This window comes from Endozoicomonas sp. ALB032, assembly GCF_049310125.1.
GTDB lineage: Bacteria > Pseudomonadota > Gammaproteobacteria > Pseudomonadales > Endozoicomonadaceae > Endozoicomonas_A.
On the sequence record NZ_JBLYNW010000001.1, the window covers coordinates 6,033,930 to 6,054,978 of the forward strand.

General features: G+C 49.0%; 14 protein-coding genes. 4 read left to right on the forward strand and 10 right to left on the reverse strand.

Features of this window, described 5'->3' with window-relative positions; all coding sequences use genetic code 11:
* Positions 1 to 198: 198 nt before the first annotated feature.
* Positions 199 to 825: a hypothetical protein gene (locus ACO6VG_RS22620; protein ID WP_422475746.1), complete on the forward strand. Its 627-nt coding sequence runs from the start codon at positions 199 to 201 to the stop codon at positions 823 to 825.
* A 302-nt stretch (positions 826 to 1,127) separates the two neighbouring features.
* Here ACO6VG_RS22620 and ACO6VG_RS22625 read toward each other — a convergent pair whose 3' ends face one another.
* The 3 genes from ACO6VG_RS22625 to ACO6VG_RS22635 all read right to left on the reverse strand — a co-directional run bounded on the left by ACO6VG_RS22625 (position 1,128) and on the right by ACO6VG_RS22635 (position 4,622).
* Complete coding sequence (locus ACO6VG_RS22625; protein ID WP_422134361.1) at positions 1,128 to 2,492, reverse strand: leucyl aminopeptidase family protein; 1,365 nt, start codon at positions 2,490 to 2,492, stop codon at positions 1,128 to 1,130.
* Positions 2,493 to 2,689: 197 nt separating this feature from the next.
* A complete protein-coding gene (locus tag ACO6VG_RS22630; protein ID WP_422475748.1) occupies positions 2,690 to 3,385 on the reverse strand; it encodes an ABC transporter ATP-binding protein in 696 nt (231 codons plus the stop codon).
* On the reverse strand, positions 3,378 to 4,622 hold the full coding sequence (locus ACO6VG_RS22635; RefSeq protein ID WP_422138389.1) for a lipoprotein-releasing ABC transporter permease subunit: 1,245 nt from the start codon (positions 4,620 to 4,622) through the stop codon (positions 3,378 to 3,380). The genes ACO6VG_RS22630 and ACO6VG_RS22635 overlap by 8 nt, the downstream gene beginning before the upstream one ends.
* A 180-nt stretch (positions 4,623 to 4,802) precedes the next feature.
* Between ACO6VG_RS22635 and ACO6VG_RS22640 the strand changes: the two genes are divergently transcribed.
* The gene (locus tag ACO6VG_RS22640; RefSeq protein ID WP_422475750.1) at positions 4,803 to 5,174 is read left to right on the forward strand and encodes a hypothetical protein; all 372 of its coding nucleotides are present in this window, start codon (positions 4,803 to 4,805) and stop codon (positions 5,172 to 5,174) included.
* 349 nt (positions 5,175 to 5,523) lie between these two features.
* Here the strand turns inward: ACO6VG_RS22640 and ACO6VG_RS22645 are convergent, their stop codons facing one another.
* From ACO6VG_RS22645 to rlmKL, 4 genes are all read right to left on the reverse strand, one after another.
* Positions 5,524 to 5,883, reverse strand: a complete 360-nt coding sequence (locus ACO6VG_RS22645; RefSeq protein ID WP_422441974.1) for a hypothetical protein — start codon at positions 5,881 to 5,883, stop codon at positions 5,524 to 5,526.
* Complete coding sequence (locus ACO6VG_RS22650) at positions 5,841 to 6,062, reverse strand: hypothetical protein (RefSeq protein ID WP_422410270.1); 222 nt, start codon at positions 6,060 to 6,062, stop codon at positions 5,841 to 5,843. Before ACO6VG_RS22650 ends, ACO6VG_RS22645 begins: the two co-directional genes overlap by 43 nt.
* 77 nt (positions 6,063 to 6,139) lie before the next feature.
* Positions 6,140 to 6,409, reverse strand: coding sequence for a hypothetical protein (locus tag ACO6VG_RS22655; RefSeq protein ID WP_422410268.1), 270 nt, complete (start codon positions 6,407 to 6,409; stop codon positions 6,140 to 6,142).
* A gap of 1,072 nt (positions 6,410 to 7,481) precedes the next feature.
* Entirely contained in the window at positions 7,482 to 9,668 is a 2,187-nt protein-coding gene (gene rlmKL, locus ACO6VG_RS22660; protein WP_422475752.1) for a bifunctional 23S rRNA (guanine(2069)-N(7))-methyltransferase RlmK/23S rRNA (guanine(2445)-N(2))-methyltransferase RlmL, read from the reverse strand.
* 272 nt (positions 9,669 to 9,940) lie between these two features.
* Between rlmKL and rmf the strand changes: the two genes are divergently transcribed.
* The gene (gene rmf, locus ACO6VG_RS22665) at positions 9,941 to 10,153 is read left to right on the forward strand and encodes a ribosome modulation factor (RefSeq protein WP_257281103.1); all 213 of its coding nucleotides are present in this window, start codon (positions 9,941 to 9,943) and stop codon (positions 10,151 to 10,153) included.
* A 115-nt stretch (positions 10,154 to 10,268) separates the two neighbouring features.
* Here rmf and ACO6VG_RS22670 read toward each other — a convergent pair whose 3' ends face one another.
* Positions 10,269 to 11,345, reverse strand: coding sequence for a quinone-dependent dihydroorotate dehydrogenase (locus tag ACO6VG_RS22670; RefSeq protein WP_422134368.1), 1,077 nt, complete (start codon positions 11,343 to 11,345; stop codon positions 10,269 to 10,271).
* Positions 11,346 to 11,499: 154 nt separating this feature from the next.
* Here ACO6VG_RS22670 and ACO6VG_RS22675 point away from each other — a divergent pair, with 154 nt between their 5' ends.
* Positions 11,500 to 15,483 (forward strand): hypothetical protein, encoded by a 3,984-nt coding sequence (locus tag ACO6VG_RS22675; protein WP_422475754.1) that lies wholly within the window; start codon positions 11,500 to 11,502, stop codon positions 15,481 to 15,483.
* On the opposite strand, the gene ACO6VG_RS22680 is transcribed toward ACO6VG_RS22675, so the two are convergent.
* Both ACO6VG_RS22680 and ACO6VG_RS22685 read right to left on the reverse strand, forming a co-directional pair.
* Positions 15,476 to 18,220: a hypothetical protein gene (locus tag ACO6VG_RS22680; protein WP_422475756.1), complete on the reverse strand. Its 2,745-nt coding sequence runs from the start codon at positions 18,218 to 18,220 to the stop codon at positions 15,476 to 15,478. The two genes, ACO6VG_RS22675 and ACO6VG_RS22680, sit on opposite strands and share 8 nt — an antisense overlap.
* 92 nt (positions 18,221 to 18,312) lie before the next feature.
* Complete coding sequence (locus ACO6VG_RS22685; protein ID WP_422134371.1) at positions 18,313 to 21,012, reverse strand: hypothetical protein; 2,700 nt, start codon at positions 21,010 to 21,012, stop codon at positions 18,313 to 18,315.
* Positions 21,013 to 21,049: the final 37 nt, after the last annotated feature.

The following is a 21,049-nucleotide window of genomic DNA, read 5'->3' on the forward strand; positions in this document are numbered from 1 at the left end:
GGGTTATAGCACGATCGTCTTCATTCTTACACTGGTTTCAAATTCAACGCTCAATTCAAACCTGAGCCAGAGGGGCGTCGGGTGATGAAGGCGAAGCACCTGAACGAACTGGAAGCATACGTTAGATGCGCTAACAAGATTGTTATGAACTTTATGATGAATGAGCACTCTAGAAAGAAAACATGAAAGGAATATACTGTGAATTCAGCCCCTATCCAGCCCTTTGGGTCAACAAACTTTCAAGCCTGTGCTGCAACCAGTCAAGTTACGACGTCTGAAGATTATCATTCATCTCAGGTGTTTATACCCAGAGGTAATGAATACTTTGATTTGCAAAGATTAATCACCACCAGAAAAGTGGCAAAAGTAAAAAACGGACACATACTTAGTTCTTCTATCACTAAAAATAACGCAATCCCATTGTGGCTGAGAATACCATCAGATAAACCTGATAATGCTTTTTGGACCTCCACTCTAAAAAAAGACGCCACAAGCAGCAAATGTACAACTGCCTGGATAGAGTGGTGTAGAGAAAATAGTTTGAGATTCTGGTTAGGAAACGATGCTGCTCAGTTTAAAGTTTCAGAAACGGCAAAAATATTAAAGATTGATTCCTTTGAAAAATATGAAAATTTAGTGAAAAACTTCCCCCATGCAGAAAATGATGATTATATCGACTGGGAACGAGTAGCTACCGAGTTTGATGCTGTGCATTGCACAGAAGATTTTTGTATTCCGGGATGGAATTGTGAATCAACAGCTTGGTTAAATACAGATAAATTAGCATTCCAGAAATCTATACGCTCAGAAGAAATTGACTTGTAGAATGAACGATTGAGCACCTGACAGAAGCAATAACATGATCGATCTTGCCACACCTGCTTATCGAAGATTGTTGCCTGGGCACTGCCGGGCGTCGCCCTGGCCGGGCAACCCGTGCCAAAGTCAGGGGCTAGCGCACTGTATCTTGTTGCTTATTCTCCGGGAGGCAGTCTGGAAGGGTTCCTACTGATCGCCTGCTGGCAGAAGGCAGCCTGGCAGATAGCCTCGCCTTGCAAAAATACAGATTACCTCGTCCGCTATCCCGTCCTGAATCAATTGATTGCAGGACGGGACAAACAGTCAGATTAATGGCCGTAGCGATCCAGCAGTACTTCAAACATGGCACGAACCCCGAAAGCTTCTCCACCTACAGGACGACCTGGCTGATTACGAATATTCCAGGCCATGATATCAAAGTGAACCCAGGGAATGTCCTTGCCGACAAAATCCTGCAGGTAGAGTGCCGCAGTAATAGAACCCCCATAAGGCTCCCTGGCACAGTTGGTCATGTCAGCGATTTCGCTTTTAAGCATGTATTTGTAGCCCTTGTGCAACGGCAGGCGCCAGACCGGGTCCTCCGTTTTATCACCTGCCTGCATCAGTTCACACGCCAAAGCCGTATCGTCGGTATAAAAGCCACCCACTTCAGTACCCAGGGCTATACGGCAGGCGCCAGTCAGCGTGGCGAAATCGACAATCATTTCAGGATTTTCGGCACTGGCCTCGGTCAGAGCCTCACACAAAACCAGACGACCTTCTGCATCGGTGTTGTGAATTTCTACTGTCAGACCCTGGCGGGTTTTCACAACATCGCCGGGACGCAGGGCATTGCCGGCAACCGCATTTTCTACGGCTGGAATCAGCATTCTCAGACGAACAGGCAGATTGAAGTCCATAATCAAACGCGCCAGTCCAATGACGTGAGCGGCACCGCCCATATCTTTTTTCATCAAGCGCATACCCGCTGAGCCTTTCATGTCCAGACCACCACTGTCGAAGCAGACGCCCTTACCCACCAGAGTAATCAATGGATGCTTCTCGTCACCCCAGGTCATATCGATAAGTCGTGGCGCATGGCTACTGGCACGGCCTACCGCATGAATGGTGGGGTAATTTTGGGCCAACAGCTCATCACCTACAATCTGACTGACTTTGCCACCGAACTCTTCAGCCAGCTTTGCCACTGCCTCGCCCAAATGCTCAGGCATCATATCACCTGCCGGGGTGTTTACCAGATCACGAACGCTAGCCACCGCTTTAACATACTTTTCAGCTTCTTCAACCTGAGCCTGGCTCGGCAGAATCAACCTTGGACACTCTTTCTGATCAGTTTTTTTGTAGCGGTTAAACTGATAGGCACCCAGTCCCCAGCTGAATGCAGCCAGTTTGAGCAGGTTTTCATCCCCCTGAAGTTTGTAGTCTCCGGCTGGCAGCTGATTGACCAGATCACCGCAGATAAAGTGACTGGAGAGATCTTCAACCCCCACAATGACCTGCCCCATGACACCTTCTTCACCGGGGATCAGACTGATGCCTTTTCCTTTGTAGTCTGTGCAGGTCAGCCAGTTCTGAAGAGGCTCTGACTGCTCATCAAACCAACGATCATAATCTGAAGTTTCAATCAGAGTCAGAGGAATACCGTGGTCACCAGCCAGCAAATAGGAAAGCATAGGTCTCTACCAATTGGGAATAAAAAAAGAGATTAATAGACAACAATATCGAAAGAAAGTACTCAGTATCGAGATAACCTGCACACCCTGTGCAGTAGCAGATGCATGGGGCAAACCGCAATATTGCCGCATGCCCATGCTATCAAAGCCTCATTAACCATGCCAGTGAGCATAGCGTTTTTGCAGCTTCGGCAGGCTTAAGAATCCATAATCAACCTGCCAGACTCCAGTCGAAACACCCGATCCATCTGCCTGGCCAGACTCGTGTCATGGGTTACCACAATAAAACTGGTCTTGAACTCCCTGCTGAGAGTCGCCATTAAACCGTGTACTTTTTCGGCAGTGTTAGGATCAAGGTTACCCGTTGGTTCATCCATAAACACCAGATCAGGTTCGGTGACCAGGGCTCTGGCAATGGCTACACGCTGGCGCTCGCCACCGGATAATTCTGCGGGCTTATGTTTGGCCCTTGCCAGCAACCCCACTGCCTCCAAAAGCCGTTCTGCTCTCTCCTTAATCTGCCTGATGGGCATTTTCTTTCTTAGCAGCAAAGGCATAGAGACATTTTCCAGGGCGGTGAACTCGGGTAACAGATGATGAAACTGGTACACAAAACCGAGGTGGCGATTTCTCAGCTCATTCTGCCGGGCCTCTTTCATCGTCGACAGATCATAGCCGCAGACTCTGATTTCACCGGAAGTAGGACGATCCAGTCCGGCCAGCAGTTGCAGTAATGTCGTCTTCCCTGAACCGGAACTGCCCACCACCGCTAACCTTTCAGAGGGAGCGACTACCAGATTCAGGTCTTTCAATACTTCCAGCTTTTCAGGGCCTTCATCAAAACTTTTGGCAAGTGCCCTGCACTCCAATATTACTTTTACGGACTCAGTCATAACGAAGTGCCTCTGCTGGCCGGGTTTTAGACGCTCTCCAGGCAGGATACAGAGTAGCCAGGAAACTCATGGACAGACCTGCAATACTGATGACAGCAACATCGCGCCACTGCAATTCAGAAGGCAGATAACTGATAAAATAAACGTCCGGACTGAGGAACTGGATACCCAGTGAGGACTCAAGAGCTGAAATAATTTCAGAAACGTTCAAGGCAGCAATAATACCGAGTACAACCCCCAGTAATGTGCCCACAACACCAATGAGAGAGCCCTGTACCATAAAGATACCCATGATAGTTTTCGGACTGGCGCCCAGTGTTCTCAGAATAGCGATATCTGATTGCTTGTCAGTCACCACCATCACCAGAGTAGAGACGATATTGAATGCCGCTACCGCAACAATCAACGTCAACAGCAGGCCCACCATGGTTTTTTCCATCTGGATCGCCTGAAACAGTTGCCCCTGGGTTCGAGTCCAGTCCTGCACGTAGTAACGACCGGGCAGCTGAATAGCTACATCCCAGGCCAGTTTGGGTGCAGCAAACAGATTTTCCATTTTCAGCCGAATGCCTTCAACACCTTCAGGGACTCTCATGAATCGTGCAGCATCCTGAATGTTGATATAAGCCAGACTGCCGTCCACTTCAGCACCTACCGAAAAGATACCGACCACAGTGAAACGCTTGAGTCTGGGGAAAACACCGGCAAGGTTCACATTCGCCTCGGGTAGAACCATGGTCACCTTGTCACCGGTTGTGACCCCCAGAGACTGGGCCATGATTTCACCCAGCACTATGCCAAACCTTCCGGGTTTCAGGTTGTCGAGAGATCCCTGCTCCATATGCTGATTAACAATTGAAACCTGCTCTTCGTAGGCCGGATCAATCCCGTAAACCATGGCCCCACGAACCTGGCTGCCACTGGTCAGCATCCCCTGACCATCCACAAAAGGAGCTGCAGCAACAATCCCATCCTGTCCGGAGACCTGTTCCAGAATATTCTGCCAGTCTTGCATACCGCCCGATGCTGACGTAATGGTGGCATGGGGAACCATACCCAGAATGCGCTGTTTCAGTTCCCGGTCAAAACCGTTCATGACTGACATGACAATAATCAGTACACAGACCCCCAGGGTCAGCCCAACCATCGACATGAGTGAAATAAAGGAAATGAAGTGATTCCTTCGTTTGGCCCGGGTATATCTGAGGCCGACAAAAAACGGTAATGGTCTGAACATTTAGAATTTATGAGGCGTCAATAGTTGCGAAGTTCGCTATTATAACCCCAACGGCCCGGTACAATAAGGCTGTTTGCATTTCCTTGCAAAAGCGACAGTCTCCCACAACGATAACCGGGGCTGCAGAGCTGTTGCAGCCAACCCATGAGAATAAGAAAGTAGCGAGAAAGTATGCCTGTCATGAAACATCTGTTATCAATACCGTCATTAGGCCTATCCATGACCTTATTGGGTCTTGTCAGTTTCAACCAGAATGCTTTTGCAGCAGAAACCGGTGACACCATTGCGGTGCCCGTTGGCAGTCAGTCGGCTGAACTTCGCAGTACAGTTCTGTTGCCGGAAAGAGGTCAAAGCATGGAGTCCGTCAAGGATCGTCTGGGAGCACCTGAAATATCTGAAACGGTTGGAAAACCCGCAATTACCAAGTGGAAGTACCAGGACATGACCATATATTTTGAAGATAAAACCGTTCTGCGAGCAGTTGTTCACCCCAACTTCCAAAAAGCCGAGCCAACCGCTGTTGCCACTGATTCGGCTGTCAGACAGCCCTGAGCAGAGCAAACCACCAAAAAAGGCGACCGTGTTTAAACAGTCGTCTTTTTATAACACCAAAAGGTCTTCATAATCAGGCTATTGCCAATTTCGTCTGGCTTTTATCTTGTGGGTTTATCAATCTTTCCAGATGGATAGCAATAATCATGCACTATCGTTTTACACAATTTTTTGACTATCTTCAGCAGTTATCGAAGACTTATCACCAGTCTTATCATGGCACTGTAGAACAAAGCTTCTTTTTTATTCTCCTTTTCATTGAAAAATAGGTTTGTCTAAAACTTTGGTAATGATCAACAATATCTTCCGCACTCCACCTAAACAGCCCCCTTTTCATAACACTAAAATGTCAGAACAATCTGGCCGTTGCCAATTTCTCCTGACTTTTTTCTACCGGATTCATCAACCTGTTCAGTTTAGGTGTCGTCAGAAACATGATCAGGGCAACCACTGCTGAAATCACACCCATAACTTCGAAGAAATGGCTGTAAATCGGCAGAGTAACCAGTGCGGTCGCCGACTGAACGGAATCAACAGCGGTCAAACTCGCCACATAACCAGCCACTGCAGAGGCTGCAGAAGTCGTCAGAAACCAGGCCCCCATAATAAAACCATGCATACGCTCAGGCACCAGCTGAGCCACCATCGCCAGGCCAAGACCACTAATCAGAAGCTCCCCCAGCGCCTGAGCCGGATAAGTACCAACAATCCAGAAGCAACCAACCCCTTAGCGCTGGCAAACAGGGAAGCCAGAGGAATCAGAAAAAAGCTCCCTGATGTCAGGGCCATACCCATAGCATACTTGGCTGGCATACTGATGGCTTTTACCGATGACTTTTTACATAATCTTCTCGCTTCGACGAACACATCTTTGGCGTTGAAAATCAAAATCAATGGTTTGAAGAACAGAGAACACCACCTTCAGAGAGCCCTCAGTTATAAGTCAACCATAAACTGTTACGCTTTCATTCCCGAAAATTGTCGTGCCTGCAACTGCCACCTGAACCGGGCACATCCTGACCTACAACGCCCATTACATCAATGGTATCTCCGTAATAATCAAAGGGACACTTTACCAGGTTGGCAGGATCAGATCTCTTCTCAGCATAGGGTCCACATCCGTCACAGGTTGGCATATACCATCTAACGACTGCGGTTGCCTTGGGAGGGGTATCCCGGGATACGACGATATCCTGATATCGCGGTTTTTCACTTTTGTAACATTCTGTACGCACGTCACTCTTATAATGTAGGCCAAGTTTGCTGATGTTTAAGTAATGGGGAGGCATTGAGTCAGTCTTCGGATTATATACCCCGTACATGCAATGACTGTCTGACCCAGCCCTGAAAGAGTAGGACGCGCTATGATCGGAATCATAATTTCTTATAAAATAAATAAATTGATCCAGTGCGTGAACACTTCCGAACGCAAGTGCAAGAATCATTGACCCTGCTAGTCTGGAAATCAGCTTCATACTTCTCTCCTACTGATGAGTTGACGAGTGACCTCTTCCAATGTCATTCACGAAAATTGTCGTGCCTGCAACTGCCACCTGAACCGGCCATATTCTGACCCACAACGAGCATTACATCAGTGCTATGTCCGTAATGGTCAAAGGGACACTTTAATAGGTTGGCAGGATCAGATTTCGTCTTGGCATAGGGTTCACATGTGCTGTCATCACATGCTGGCATATGCCACCTAACGACAGCGGTTGCCTTGGGCGGGGTGTCCCGGGATATGACGATATCCTGATATCGCGGTTTATCGCCAGTGGAACATTCTGTAAGTATGACATTCTTATAATGGAGGCCAAGTTTGCTGATGTTTAAGTAATCGGGTGGCATTGAGTCAGTCTTCGGATTATATACCCCGTACATGCAAGAACTGTCTGACCCAGCCCTGAAAGAGTAGGACACGCTATGATCGGAATCATAATTTCTTATAAAGTAAATATACCTGTCCAGTGCGTGAACACTTCCGAACGCGAGCGCAAGAATCGTTGACCCTGCCAGTCTGGAAATCAGCTTCATACTTCTCACCTACTGATGAGTTAACCAGGCAGTCAGGGTATGAAGCCTCATACCCTGTTGTCGTCTGCATCGTACCGGAAATTATAGCTCTGATTTACTACCACCTGATTAACCTGAAATGATCTTCCTGAATATCAAAAACACCTTTAAGTTTTCTAGAGTTGGAAAAAGCGGGGAGGTCCATAAAAATCAGCTCATACTCACTGATATCTTTTACCAACCATCTCAGGCAAACTGCGGGATCACGGCGTTTTTGCCAAATATCAGTGCGATTTACTTTTCCAAAATCTTCCAGCTTCGATGAATACCTTTTCGGCGTTGAAAATCACGATCAATGGTTTGATGGGTGATCTCTTCGACAACAAATTCTGACTCAACACGCTCATCCAGTTTGAATTTTCTAAAATTGTTTGAGAAATAGAGAACCCCCCCCTTACTCAGCCTCTTTACTGCCAGTTCAATTAACCTGAAATGGTCTTTCTGAACATCAAAAACATCTTTTAGCTTCCTGGAGTTGGAGAAGGTGGGAGGGTCCATAAAAATCAGATCATACTCGCTGATATCTTTTTCCAACCATTTCAGGCAATCTTCCCGCTCCATTCGGTGACGCCGCTCGCTCAGACCGTTCAGGGCCAGATTCTTTTTACCCCAGTCGAGATAGGTATTGGAAAGATCGACACTGGTAGAAGACACGGCTCCCCCCATGGCGGCATGAACGGTTGCTGTGGCGGTATAACAGAACAGGTTGAGGAAACGTTTGCCCGCCGCTTCTTTCTGCAGTCTCATTCTCATCAGTCGGTGATCCAGAAACAGACCCGTATCCAGATAATCATGCAGATTAACCAATAAACGACATCCGCCCTCTTCAACTTCCATCATCTGTTTCTGTTCGTCTTGTCTTACATATTGACTGGAACCTGATTGCCGCTCACGTCGTTTGAGGACAATATTTTCATCCGGTATATTCAGCACCTCAGGCGTCACTGCCAGAGCTTCGATTAACCGCTCCTGAGCTTTTTCTTCGTTGATGGATTTAGGCGCTGCATACTCCTGAACATGCACCCAATCACGATACACATCTACCGCTACAGCGTATTCCGGCATGTCGGCATCATAGAGGCGATAACAGTCAATGTTGTTTTTTCTGGCCCATTTGCTCATCTGTCTGAAATTCTTCTTCAAACGATTGGCAAACATGTTAGCCCCTTCAGAAATATAGGTAACCGTTCTGGCCTCTGGTTGATTCCGTTCCTGTTTTTCTGCAACGGCCTCTCTCGCTTCACGGCTGCGAATATCATAAAGAAAGAGCTTACAGGGCAGTGCACCGTTAAAGAGTGAATAACTCTTTCTTGGCCCCATTCCGAGATTTTTCACCAGACTGGGCGTACCAGTGAATATGCCTGCTTGCCAACCCGGGCAATGCTCCTTCAGTTTTTCACCCAGATGTTTGTAGAGGTAGACCAGACTGGCTTCATCGCCCATACGTTCACCGTAGGGAGGATTACAAACCACCAATCCGGCATCTACGTCAGAATCCATCGCCAAATCCTTGAGCTCCTGCTGTCGTATCCTGACCCTTTTCGACAGCCCTACCCTTTCCAGGTTGGATTTGGCACGATGAGCAACAGAACCCAGACCTTCAAAGCCAGTAATATCCGAACTCAGGGTAGCCAGCCCCTGTTGCCGACGCTCCCTGGCTTCCTCCAGCACGTTCATCCACACCTTTGGCACATGCCCCATCCAACGGTCAAAACCGAAACGGGTCCGGAGCAGACCGGGGGCAATATCAGCCGCCATCATGGCACCTTCTATTAACAGAGTACCGGCGCCGCACATGGGGTCCATTAACGGTTTGCCCTGTGCCGCCATTTCAGGCCAGCCAGCCCTTATCAGAATGGCCGCTGCCAGATTTTCCTTCAGAGGCGCTTCACCTGATTCCTGACGATAGCCCCGTTGATGCAAACTCTGACCTGACAGGTCAATCGACACAAACGCTGTTTTTCCCCTGGCATGAACATTGACTCTTATATCGGGGTTAGTGGCATTGACAGAGGGCCGCCAGCCATGGTCATCTCTTAACTGGTCAACGATGGCGTCTTTAACGACCTGGGCACCGAATCGGGTGTGATTAATATCTGGCGTGGAGCCGTTGAAGTCGACCCGAAAACTGCTCTGGTTGTCGAGATGATCATCCCACTCAAACGTTCTGACACCCTGATACAGGCTGTCTTTATTCTCGGATCGGATCTCACCCAGCCGCAGTAAAATCCGGCTTGCCAGTCTGGACCAGAGACAACTGCGATAAGCAACCTCAAGACTGCCCTTGAAACTCACACCAGCGACAGTTTCCCGGACAGATTCAGCACCCAGATCCGTCAACTCTCTGGCCAGCAGAATTTCCAGCCCCTTGGGGCAGCTGGCGAAGAGTTCCAGAGAACGCTCAGTAAGAGGCGTATTCATAACTTATATTCCAAAATAATTTAAAAACTCAATACTTATTAGGATTGATTTCTCGACAGCCTGTTCAAACTTCGTTAGAAATTAGACCGTAGACTTTCCCTGTATGTTTGCTCTCTGGTTTTTTCCCAGTTCCCTCGTTGCATGCAACTTGCATATGACCTGGTGGGCTTCCGGAGTTATCACAACAGACCGGATCGGGGAATATTCCAAGTGCTGTAACAGGGTGCCAGGGAGGCATTGATAAACGAATCAGCAAGAGGCAGTACCACATGATGAAAAGACAAAAAAGGGATATGACAGACAGAGCCTTTACCAAAGGATATCGGACAGGTGCGTCTGGACGTTCGAAGGATATCTGCCCACATACGGACCCCCAACTTCGCCAGGCCTGGCTAACGGGCTGGCGCGAGGGTCGCGTAGACAACTGGGATGGCTTGATTGGCATTTCCGGCCTGCAACGGGCCAGTAATGCCTCCTTTCTATAAGTTACCCTATTGTTAAAGCCCATATAAGCCCCGGATCTCCGGGGCTTCTTTCATCTCGTGCAACAACCATGAACGCAGAAGCATATCCCTGAGTCAGAGCCTGCTTAAAAGTGTTTCAACCATGATCACAAGAATAAACGGCCTCTGCCGCTTCACGAATCAGGGAAGGACCTCTGTAAATGAAACCTGAATAGAGCTGAACCAGGCTGGCCCCTGCTTTGATCTTGTCCGCTGCGGTTCTGGCATCCATGACACCGCCCACACCAATAACAGGCAGTTTTCCGGACAGTTCGCAAGACAAGAGTTTAATCACTTCTGTCGAGCGATCGCTTAACGGCGCACCACTGAGCCCACCCTGTTCATCGGCGTTGGCCAAACCCTCAACAGCATCCCTCGACAAGGTGGTATTGGTCGCTATAACCCCGTCCATCTCATAGGAAACCAGTTCACGGGCGATGTCAGCAATTTCATCTTCATTCATGTCCGGTGCAATTTTGATCGCTACCGGAACCCTGCGACCGTATTTGTCGGTCAATAAAGCCTGCTCTTTTTTCAGGGCATCCAGCAGACTTTTCAGGGCATCACCAAACTGCAATTTACGCAGCCCCGGAGTGTTAGGGGATGAGAGATTAACCGTGATGTAGCTGGCATGGGGATACACTTTTCGCAGGCAAGTCAGATAATCACTTTCAGCGTTTTCTACTGGAGTATCAAAGTTTTTACCGATGTTAATGCCAATGATGCCCTGGTAATGACACCTGCGGACATTTTCAACCAGGTGATCAACCCCTTTGTTGTTGAACCCCATACGATTGATCAGCGCCTGACGCTCTGGAATCCGGAAGCACCGGGGCTTTGGATTGCCGGGTTGAGGGCGGGGTGTCACGGTGCCCAGCTCAATATGACCAAAACCCAGACTGCCCAGACCATCAATGCAATCTGCATTTTTATCAAGACCTGCTGCCAGGCCGACAGGGTTTTCAAAGGTCAGCCCCATAACTTCCCTGGGACGGGAAGGCACAGATGGCACAAAAGCACCGGTCAGGCCAAGCCGCTGGCCCGCACCTATCATCTCTAGTGCCACATCGTGTGCATTTTCAGCAGAGAGACAAAATAACAACTTTCGGCCCAGTTGGTACATGAAAAGCCCCGGATAATGTAGATAAACCTGCGAAATTATACGCAGCTTCATTTTGAAAACCAGTGTCGCAGGGTTTTTTATAATTCCGAATTGACTGGCACTAACAAGACGGACAGTTATTCTGACCAAAATGGAAATTTTCTGCCATTCCGAGGGTCTTACTTAATAAGGGACCCATTTAACTGATATTGGCAGGAGGCCAGATATGTTAGAAGTATTGATGGGAAGTGTTCCAAAAAGCACAGGTTGCCCAGACAAGACTCACTCTTGCCTGAGCCCTGCGCAGAACCCTCTGGCGGATGCAGGAACCTATATTCCCCGTCAGGAGGCCGGAAGCAATGCTATACCTTTCTCCAGACCTCTCTCTGAACACCAGGTCACTCAATCTAACCCCACCGCATTCATCGGAAAAACGTCCATTTCTGCGCCTGATATTGATGACGAGAATGAAGTCTTTGAGGATGCCGACGACAACCCGGACTGGATGAAAGATTACGATACCAGAATGGCGGAAACTGCAAATCCCCCTCCCATCCCCCAAAAGGATCACTGGCAATTCTCGGCTCACGACCGGGAAACCCTGATTCGTGAGTATCCCGACTTGCTGGACAGGTTCAGACAAGAAGGTATGGCTGCTGAAGTCATCTCTATGTTGCATCCCTATGGCATTCTCGAACGGATTCTGGATGAGTGCCCGCAAAGCGGTTTTGCCCTGTTACAACAGAGATTGCTGGCACTGGCTAAGGACATAGAAAAAAACTGGTGGGGCATCACCTCCAGCAGACCGGAAGCCAGAAAGCAGCTGGAGGCTTTATTCGACCTGTTAGCAGCTCATGATTACCATGCTCTGCTTGAAAAGTTACTTGAATTTGAAACACAGCATGGCAAGACACCTTTTTACCATGGGCTTCAAGAGTGCTTCGTGCAAAAGGTAAAGACCGACCCCTTCAAACCAGAGAATGCCGGCGCCAACCCAGCTGCCGGAACCTTGAAAAAAATGAACGCTCAAAAAGCCCTGAAGGGACTCTATTTTCCACCACCCGGTGACTGGAACAACCGCTCACAGTTAACCGGGACAATGATTTGGAAAATACCACAAGTTGTTCACGAACTGCTGCTGGATCGTTGCAGCACTGATATTAATGAAGCACGAAACAAGATGCGCTCCGGACTGTGGCAAAGTCGTCAGCAACTGCAGTTATTATCAAACCGTCTCAAGTGCCTTGCCGAGATGCCCTGCACGCCCGAAAAACTGACGGACTTCATTGAAAACCCCGATCATAAAGAGGTTCAGGACTTTCTGGAAATGGAATGCCGAAAGCTCTACTTCGAACAGCGCTACCAACACTTAATGTCGATAGAGTTATCGGAACTCTCCATCGACGAGCTGAATGAAACAGAGCAGCAGGTTGGCCATATGCTGGCGATGGAAAAGCATGAGGAAATACCTGCTGACATGCTGACACAGTTAGAGCATTTCCATCACGCCATTCAACTGGTTCGTTTTATGAAACTGGAGCTGGAAATTCCAGTTTCAGAACGGATCTTTATGCTCAAGCCCCCTGCCACCCGGCATCTCATGCACAAGCTGAATAACTGCAGGCATAAGGACGATGCAGAAATAAAGCTGTATCACGCCATCCAGCAATACAGTGATCACCTGCAGGCTTATCATAAAAACCCAAGCTACTCATCCATAGTCGCTTATCAGCAGAAACATCATGACCTCAGGCTGGCTCAGGAAGAGCAGTTGATGGCAGAGACCAGAGCCTTGATAGAACACCCTCAAATGCCTCCCGTTATGAGTTCCGGTGATTATCAGGAAAACCTGCAACTACTGAAAGTGATGGATCAGGCACTGCAGGAAACTGCCCCGGTCAGGCCCGTCAATTCGGGCGAAGAAGCGATGATGGCGGTGGGGTATCAGATCATCTGGCCTCATAGAAAATCCTTTGATGACAAACTGGCCGAACTTCAGCACCTTAAAGATCTGAAAGCCGTTGGCTACTCGTTCAGTGAAGAGCTTCTGAAAACCTGCGAGGCCATTCCCGGTTCTACCACTGGTATTATTAACCGAGTGTCCAATATTGTGCAGCCCACCGCGACCACGCTTCAGGACTGGTACAGCGGTAAAGGCAGTGCCTGGAGTGTACTGACCGGAGTACAAGGCAGTTACACAGAGTTGGAAAAGCAGGCCTGTGAGACACTTTCGGGCGTAGTGGCAATCGCCCAGAGCCATCCACGAATGTTCCGTCGTCTGGTCGGAGACTCTGTCCAGACTATTGAGCAGTTAAAAATACTGGTGGGCGCCGACAATTCAGGACTGGTTTCACAACTTCAGGCAAGAATGTCGGCTGAATCAGCAGCCTCCTGCTTTGCAGGCGATAAAGCCGTTAATGAAACATTCGACCCTACAGACAGCTATGCCAACCACCCTGAACAGGCGGCATTGTTAAAACGGTTCCAATTTCTGCTGCAGGTATCAGACCTGGCCCTGAAAGGCTCTATCGCCCTGAACTTCTTTGCCGACCTTGCCAATCATACGGCAGGTTCCAGACTGGGTAATCTTCTCGGACTGACAGCAGGCGCCCTGATTGCCGGACCCGCAGGTGGCGTAATGGGCTGGACCGTTGGCGGACTGGCTGGAGCGGTTGCTACCGCAACAACTCATGCAACGGGAGCCGTTGCGATCCGTGAAGGCGTCAATCAACTGGATGGTCGTCAGGTTCGAGTCCTGAATCGTTTGATCAACTATGGACCAGCCTTTGCCAACACATCCAGCCCCACGGATCAGCTGGCACAGATTGCCAGAGGCGTTTCTAAAGAGGGCGGTCTGGCCAAAAGCTTCTGTAACATCTACTTCAACCCCTTTCGAGTCCGTTACAACCGACTGACAGAAGCCATCCATGCCTACAACAAAAAGGAAGCCGGAGCCTTTAGTCGGCTCGCCGCTGAAGGTGCCAAATGCCTGGTCGTTCTGGGTGGCTCAGTCACAACCGGAGCCCTGATAGCCGGAGGCGCTTTCTACGGGAGCCTTCTGAGTGCGGCATTATGGCCCATAGTCGCCTCCAGCTTCGAACTGATTGTCACGACATTGACTGTCGGCAGCGTCATCAGTCGACTATCTAACTCTCTGGATCATGTCGAAGCCCTGGTTTATACGTACAAAGACGGCCTTCACTATTACCAGATGCTGTTGCCGGAAGGCTCCGATGAAAGAGCCCGTATTGAAGCGCATTGCATGGAATCATCAAAACGGATGATGGCTAAAATGACCGCCCAGAGCTCGTTCAAGCAATACCTGCGGGAAACCATCACCGCCGAAGTAGCCAATACTTACTGGCAGCCATGGTGTCAAACCGAAGAGGACAAACATCTGGTTGATAGCGTTAACGCCGGGGTGGAAATGGAAGTCAGCGAATTAGCTGACTCCAGGAAAGAACTGGCAGAAAGCATTCTGAAAAACCAGAAAGCCCTGATGATCCTCCAAAGCTATAAAGACAGGATCGATACCCTGACCAAAGATCACAAAGCCTTTAACACCTTCAGAAGAAAACTCAGGGAATTGGGGCTTCATCCTCCGGAGATCAGCCGTGGCATTGGTTATTACATTCAGGATCAATTACTGGAGATTCCTCTGGCCATCAACCGCCATTGTGGTACCCCCACCCCCGGCACCACCCTGCCAGCCATTGAGAAGACTCTGGAAGACACTTTGAGGCAAACGATAAGGGGTCACTATTTGCTGAAAATGGCTGCTCTTGGCAGACCGGTCAAAAGGGTTTTAGACGAGGATGGTAGTGTTTCGCACCGATCTCTCAGTCGTGATGACCTGCTGACCATCAAAAACCATGTCATGAGTGAGTTGCATAATCGTCTGGAGAAGGACATTTCATCGGCGGCGCTGGAGCGACTGCAGCTGGCGGTTCACACGGCCGCAAAAAGCGTTGAGGACGACTTTGGCAAGGGTCGAAAAGTCAACCTTAAACAGATGAGTACAGCACTGGCCAACCGGCTGGAAGATCAGGGTCGGACCATGCAAGACGTTGAAAGGCTCAGGGTTGCCCGTTTCCGACAGCAACTGAAAGAGAACCCTGATTTTCAGAATATGACCGAAGAAGAGCAGGCTCTGATTATTGATCAGGCTGTTATTGCCCTGCCCGGAGAATCAACCCGGGCCTTCACCTGAGAAATACCCGGGCGTGCTCACTGACATCGTCAGTGATTCTGCGGTGCCTGGTTTCAAGCTCTGCCCGATGCAAGTCTGGATCAAAGGGATCGGTATGTTTGGCCGTTTTATGGGTAAAGTCCTGCAGACTCAGAACATTTTCTCTGGCACCGCTCAGTCCACTGTCAAGCATGAAATGATCACCGACTGCAGTTTCACCAGCTGCCGTCACCGCCAACTGGTGTCCATGGGCTTCACTGATCGCAAAATTTTGCTCGCGCCGTTGATGCCGCGCAAACAAGACTGAAGTAAACTGGTGATTGATTTTGTCCGATGTAGCCCCTATTGACCCGGACTGATCAATTCCATGATAGTGGGCAACCGCCTGCAACCAGGCTTTGTGAACCACCTTTTTGACACTCTCCAGGGCTTTTTTTGTAGCCCGTTGATAAGCCTCTTCTGAATTGCCGGGACCCGATCCTGAAGTCGAACTCTTCAGTAACTGATCCCTGATGTCTCGCTTCAGTTTGTGACAATACTGATTTAAGGGATCTGGCAACTCCATACCAATGTAAACCAGATTCTTGCTCTCTAAACAGCGGGTCTGCATACCCTGATCCAGTGTCCGGCGCTCCAATTCTTCCAGGTCCTTTCGGAAGACGACGTTCCTTATGGGGTCATCAGACTCTTTTAACATCTGCAACTCCTGGTAAAGCTGTTCCTTGAAGTGCTGATGAAAATCTTTGTTGAAGACCACCGTCTTCCTGAAATCCTGAAAGGTATTCAGCTCCTGGTTGGGTAATTCCTCACCCTGTTTACCTTCCCAGCTGCAGGCAGTGTATGACCTGCCATAGTTGCCCATGCCATCCTTCAGGAACTTGTTTCCAAGCCTGCTATTTTTCCCGCTGGCACAAATGATCATATCCACAGGTCGGTGCACAACCGCTTCCTCAAGGGTGTCATGCTTTGCCCCGGCCTGTTGCGCCGCGTCATAAGCAGGGTTATAACGTGCTCTGACCTTGTAGCCCTGCTCTCCCGACTCAACGCCCTCCAGCTCAAAAGCAGTCATCCTTTCCAGACTGGCAGGCCCGTCACCCTCATGGGTTTGATTATTCCTTTGCCGCAACTCGTTCAATCGATCCTGCAAGACTTCTTCCAGATGCTGAATCGCTATCTCGCCAAGACCATCGGAACGAACAATGCCCTTGCTTTCCTCACCTTCACCAAAGAGCTCATAGTAGTGCTCACCCAGATAAAACTTCAGCATATCCATCCATTTGAGATCCAGCCTGACCACCTGACCCTTGTCGTATTCAGTACTTCTGTTATCAAAGACGGAAACATCGGCACCGGCTTCGAATTGTGACAAGGCCAGAGCCAACCCGGTGGGACCCGCCCCTTCAATCGCTACCCGGGGGTGAGTTCTGGCATCATCATGCTGCTTAATCAACCAGTCGAGCTGCGCCAGATCAATCTCCTGCCCCCTCAAAGTGCCGATTTCCTGAATCTTTAACAGCTTGGTGAGAGTGTCCTGCTGACCTGGCCATTGTTCAGGCTGCGAGAGTATGCTCAGTTCCCATCGTCTGCCCGCTGTCAACTGGATATCCAACAGTGCTCGTCGTGATTCTGCTATCAGCTGCCCCTCTTCTTTGGTCAGGTTTTCACCGGCTTTCAGGCGTTCTCTGATGTTATCTACATCTAACCTGGTGACTTCAGCACTCAGTTGATTCAATGCTTTTCTCACCTTGGCTTTATCCGCAGATAACTGTCGCTTCAGATAAGAAAATTCGCTGCGACGATTGACTTCAATTTTCAGTTTCGGATAACGCTTCAGGTCTTGAATAAGACGGTAGTCTTTTTCCAGTACTAAATTTCGTGGGTCGCTGTGAATGGAAGACTCTGCGCTTGCAGCACTCAAAAATATTTGTTTTACCACTGTGCGGAGGGGCAACTCATGGTCTGGAATTATAAAACTATTTGATTCCTCACCCCAGATAGACAATAAATCGTCATACTCATCCTGTGACAGCCGTTCGGGCAACGAATGAAGCGTTTCCCGAATCACCTCTTCGACCAGACACCGAAAATCCCCTGATTGAGCACTATCAGCAAAATGCCGCTCCAACCTGCCAAGATCCTGCTGCAATCTGCTGTCATTCGATATTCGACCTGGTTTGAGGAGTGAAGCCTTATAGATGCCTTTAACGGCCTCACGAGCATCGTGTAGAGATACCGCTGGAATCTTGTCGATCAGTGCTGGCAGGGATTTTATTCCCTCTTCCGCCTCACTGAGCATCGTGTTTATGTTCTCAGACCTCAAAACAGCGTGGAGAATTCTACCCCGTATGCTTTCTCTTTCCGAACGGCTGAAACCCGGAATAACCCCACCAGACACATCATCTACCAGACGTTTTCTGTCCTGTTTACTAAGCTCCCCACCCTCAATAGCCTTCATCACCTGGTCATGCAACAAAACCTTTGCTTCACGCTCACGGGCCCTTTGCGCTTTTGCGCTGCGAGTAGGAGAAAAAAAGGCAATCAGCCTTTTGAAGAGGTTTCCACGGGGTTTGACACTGATGACCTTTCTCCCCCTGAAACTAGCGGAAGTGTCCTGCCCTGGTGCCCCCGACTCGCTAATCACTTCAAGCCGGGCTGTTTTTCGTTGTCTGCAAAACGTCTCAAGCTTCCCAACATTGTCCATTAAATCAGCGTACTGAGAACTCGCTTGTGTTCGTCCACCTGCACCTCCAACGCTCATAGTTACAGGCCTCCCTGCCTGAGTGATTAAACAAATACAACGATGAACAAATAATTCCGTTATTGATCAATGCAACCGTCAAAATCAGGTCTTCAGTTGCGACCCAGGAACGCTTTGCCTCGCTGAATCACAAAGTCAGCGGTTCTCCGCTGCCTTTGCTCAAGCTCTTCCCGGTGCAGCAACCTATCAGAAGGATTGACATCATTGGCCGTTTTTTGGGTAAATTCCTGCAATTGCAAAACATGTTCTCTGGCTCCGGTCAGCCCACTGTAACTCATAAAATGAGGGCTGACTGCGGCATCACCGGCTACTGTTACTGTTAATTCATGTCCGTCTGCCTGCCTGGTTACAACACTTTTCTCAACCCTGTGTTGCTGCACCGAAAAGGCCGAAGCAAACTTGTGATTGATTTTGTCCGATGTAGCGCCCAGTGATCTGGAGTCGTCGATTCCGTAATAATGGGCAACCGCCTGGAACCAGGCTTTTTGAACTGCCTTGACAGCCTCTCTGGCTTTTTTCTCAGCCTGTTTATCAGCCTCTTCCGGATTAATAATACCCGATCCCGGAGTCACACTGACCGACAGATTCCGCTTAATTTTCCCCTCCAGTTTTTTACAATACTGACCAAAGTGCTTTGGCAACTCCATGCCAATGTAAACCAGATTCTTGTTCTCAAAACAGCGAGTCTGCATAACCCGATTCATAGTCTTGAACTCAAGCTCCAGCAGATCCTTAGGGTCGACGACACCCTTTATTGAGTCAGCAGGTTCTGATAAAAGAAGCAGCTCTTTGGAAAGGCTCTCCCTGAAGTGCTCATGAAATTCCTTGTCAAAAACCACCATCTCCCTGAAATCCTGAAACCTGTCCAGCTTCTGGCTGGGTAACTCTGCACCTTTTTTACCTTCCCAGCTACAGACACCGTAAGGCTCGGCACGGACAAGCACTTTGTCCTCCATGAACTTGCCTCGCAGCTGGGTGTTTTTACCTCCAGCACAGATCAGTATATCTACAGGCCGATACTTGACCGCTTCCTCCGGAGTGTGATCTTTTGCCCTGCCCCGTTGCGCCACATCATATTCGGGATTATAACGAGCCCTGACTTTGAAACCCTCCTCCCCCGACTCTACCTCTTCAAGCTCATAGGCAGCCATTCTTTCCAGACTGAGAGGCTGGTCAGTCTCACTGGTCTTATCATAATTCCTGCCCATCAGCTCAGTCAGTCGATCGTGTAATGCTTCCTCTAACCGATGAATGGTTATCTCGCCAAAGCCATCGGGACGAATGATGCCCTTGCTTTCTTCACCTGCACCAAAAAGCTCGTAATAATGCTCACCCAGATAAAACTTCAGCATATCCAACCATTTGGGGTCCAGCCTGACCACCTGAACTCTGTCGTATTCAGTACTTCTCTTCTCAAAGATGGCAACATTGGCACCGGCTTCGAACTGTGACAAGGCCAACGTCAGCCCTGTGGGGCCGGCTCCTTCAATAGCTACCCGAGGATGAGTTCTGGCCTCATCATGCTGCCTGATCAGCCAGTCGAGCTGCGCCAGATCAACCTCTTCTCCCCTCAGAGTACCGATTTCCTGAATCTTCAATAGTTTTTCGTGTTCCTCCTCCTGAGCTATCCAGATGTCAGGCTGCAGGAGCATTGCCATGTCCCACCGCCTGCCCGCCGTCAACTGAATATCCAGCAGTACACGTCTTGATTCCGCTATCAGCTCTCTTTCTTCTCTGGTCAACGCCTCACCAGCTTTCAAGCGTTCTCTGATGGCTTCTACATCTAACCGGGTTACTTCATCACTCAAACGCTCCAGCTCCGCTGTCACCTGAGCTTTATCTTGAGCTAACTGCATGATCAACTGCTGAATCCTGTCAAGACCGAATCGCGATTCGAGTTCAGGATCACGGCGCATTGCGTCAATAAAGCGAGCAGTTTTCTCCTGCACCAACTCTCGTGGGTGGCCGTGAATAGAAGGTTCTTTGCGGGTGACATTAGTGAACGTTTTATCGATAACTCTAGCCAGGGCCCTGTCACGGTTTGTATCAGGAAAGTGACTCCAGTTAGCCAATAACTGCGAATATTCATCGTCTGACAGGCGTTCAGGCAAAGAGTGTATAACCTCCTCAATGACCTCATTGACCAAATGCCGAAAGCCATCTAACTGGCGGGTAACTTTAAAATGCTCTTCCAGCTTGGCAATATCCTGATGCAGTCTGCTGTTAACCGGTATTCGCTCAGGGGCAAGGAGCAAAGTCGTGTAATAACCTTTAATAGCCTCGCGGGCATCATAGAGAGAGACGGACGAAATGGTGTCAATCAGTTTTGGAAAGGCTTTTACTCCGTCTTCTGCCTCATTGAGCATCATTCCTATGGATTCAGGTCCCTGAAACACGTTGAGGCTTTCGAGGTGGCTGAGAGTTTTTTCTCTCATCCCTTGCCTCTCCTCTTGGCTGAACCCGGGGATAACACCAGTGGCAACAGCATTGATAAGACGGTTTCTATCCTGTGTATCCAGATGTTTGTCACGAAGCGCCATCAAGACCTGGTCGTGCAACACAGCCTCGGCATCTCTTTTTTGTATGGCTCTGATCTCTCTTACTGACTTTCTGAGAGTAAAAAAGTCAAGCAGCCTTTTGAACAGGTTCTTACGGGGTTTAACCTTGACAACCTTTCTCCCTCTGAAAGTCGTCAAAGAGCCCTGCTCTGTTGTCTCAGGACATTCAGTCACTTCAATCCGGCCCACTCCTCCTTTTTTATGAATCGCCTCAAGCTCTGAGACATTTTTCATTAAATCAGCGAACTGAGAACCCGATCCTGGTCCACCC

Coding starts and splice junctions, on each gene's coding strand:
- ACO6VG_RS22635 (WP_422138389.1), bottom strand. CDS start 4,622: ATGTTCAGACCATTACCGTTTTTTGTCGGCCTCAGATATACCCGGGCC.
- ACO6VG_RS22630 (WP_422475748.1), bottom strand. CDS start 3,385: ATGACTGAGTCCGTAAAAGTAATATTGGAGTGCAGGGCACTTGCCAAA.
- ACO6VG_RS22685 (WP_422134371.1), bottom strand. CDS start 21,012: ATGAAAAATGTCTCAGAGCTTGAGGCGATTCATAAAAAAGGAGGAGTG.
- ACO6VG_RS22640 (WP_422475750.1), top strand. CDS start 4,803: ATGAAACATCTGTTATCAATACCGTCATTAGGCCTATCCATGACCTTA.
- ACO6VG_RS22680 (WP_422475756.1), bottom strand. CDS start 18,220: ATGAGCGTTGGAGGTGCAGGTGGACGAACACAAGCGAGTTCTCAGTAC.
- ACO6VG_RS22670 (WP_422134368.1), bottom strand. CDS start 11,345: ATGAAGCTGCGTATAATTTCGCAGGTTTATCTACATTATCCGGGGCTT.
- rmf (WP_257281103.1), top strand. CDS start 9,941: ATGAAAAGACAAAAAAGGGATATGACAGACAGAGCCTTTACCAAAGGA.
- rlmKL (WP_422475752.1), bottom strand. CDS start 9,668: ATGAATACGCCTCTTACTGAGCGTTCTCTGGAACTCTTCGCCAGCTGC.
- ACO6VG_RS22675 (WP_422475754.1), top strand. CDS start 11,500: ATGTTAGAAGTATTGATGGGAAGTGTTCCAAAAAGCACAGGTTGCCCA.
- ACO6VG_RS22625 (WP_422134361.1), bottom strand. CDS start 2,492: ATGCTTTCCTATTTGCTGGCTGGTGACCACGGTATTCCTCTGACTCTG.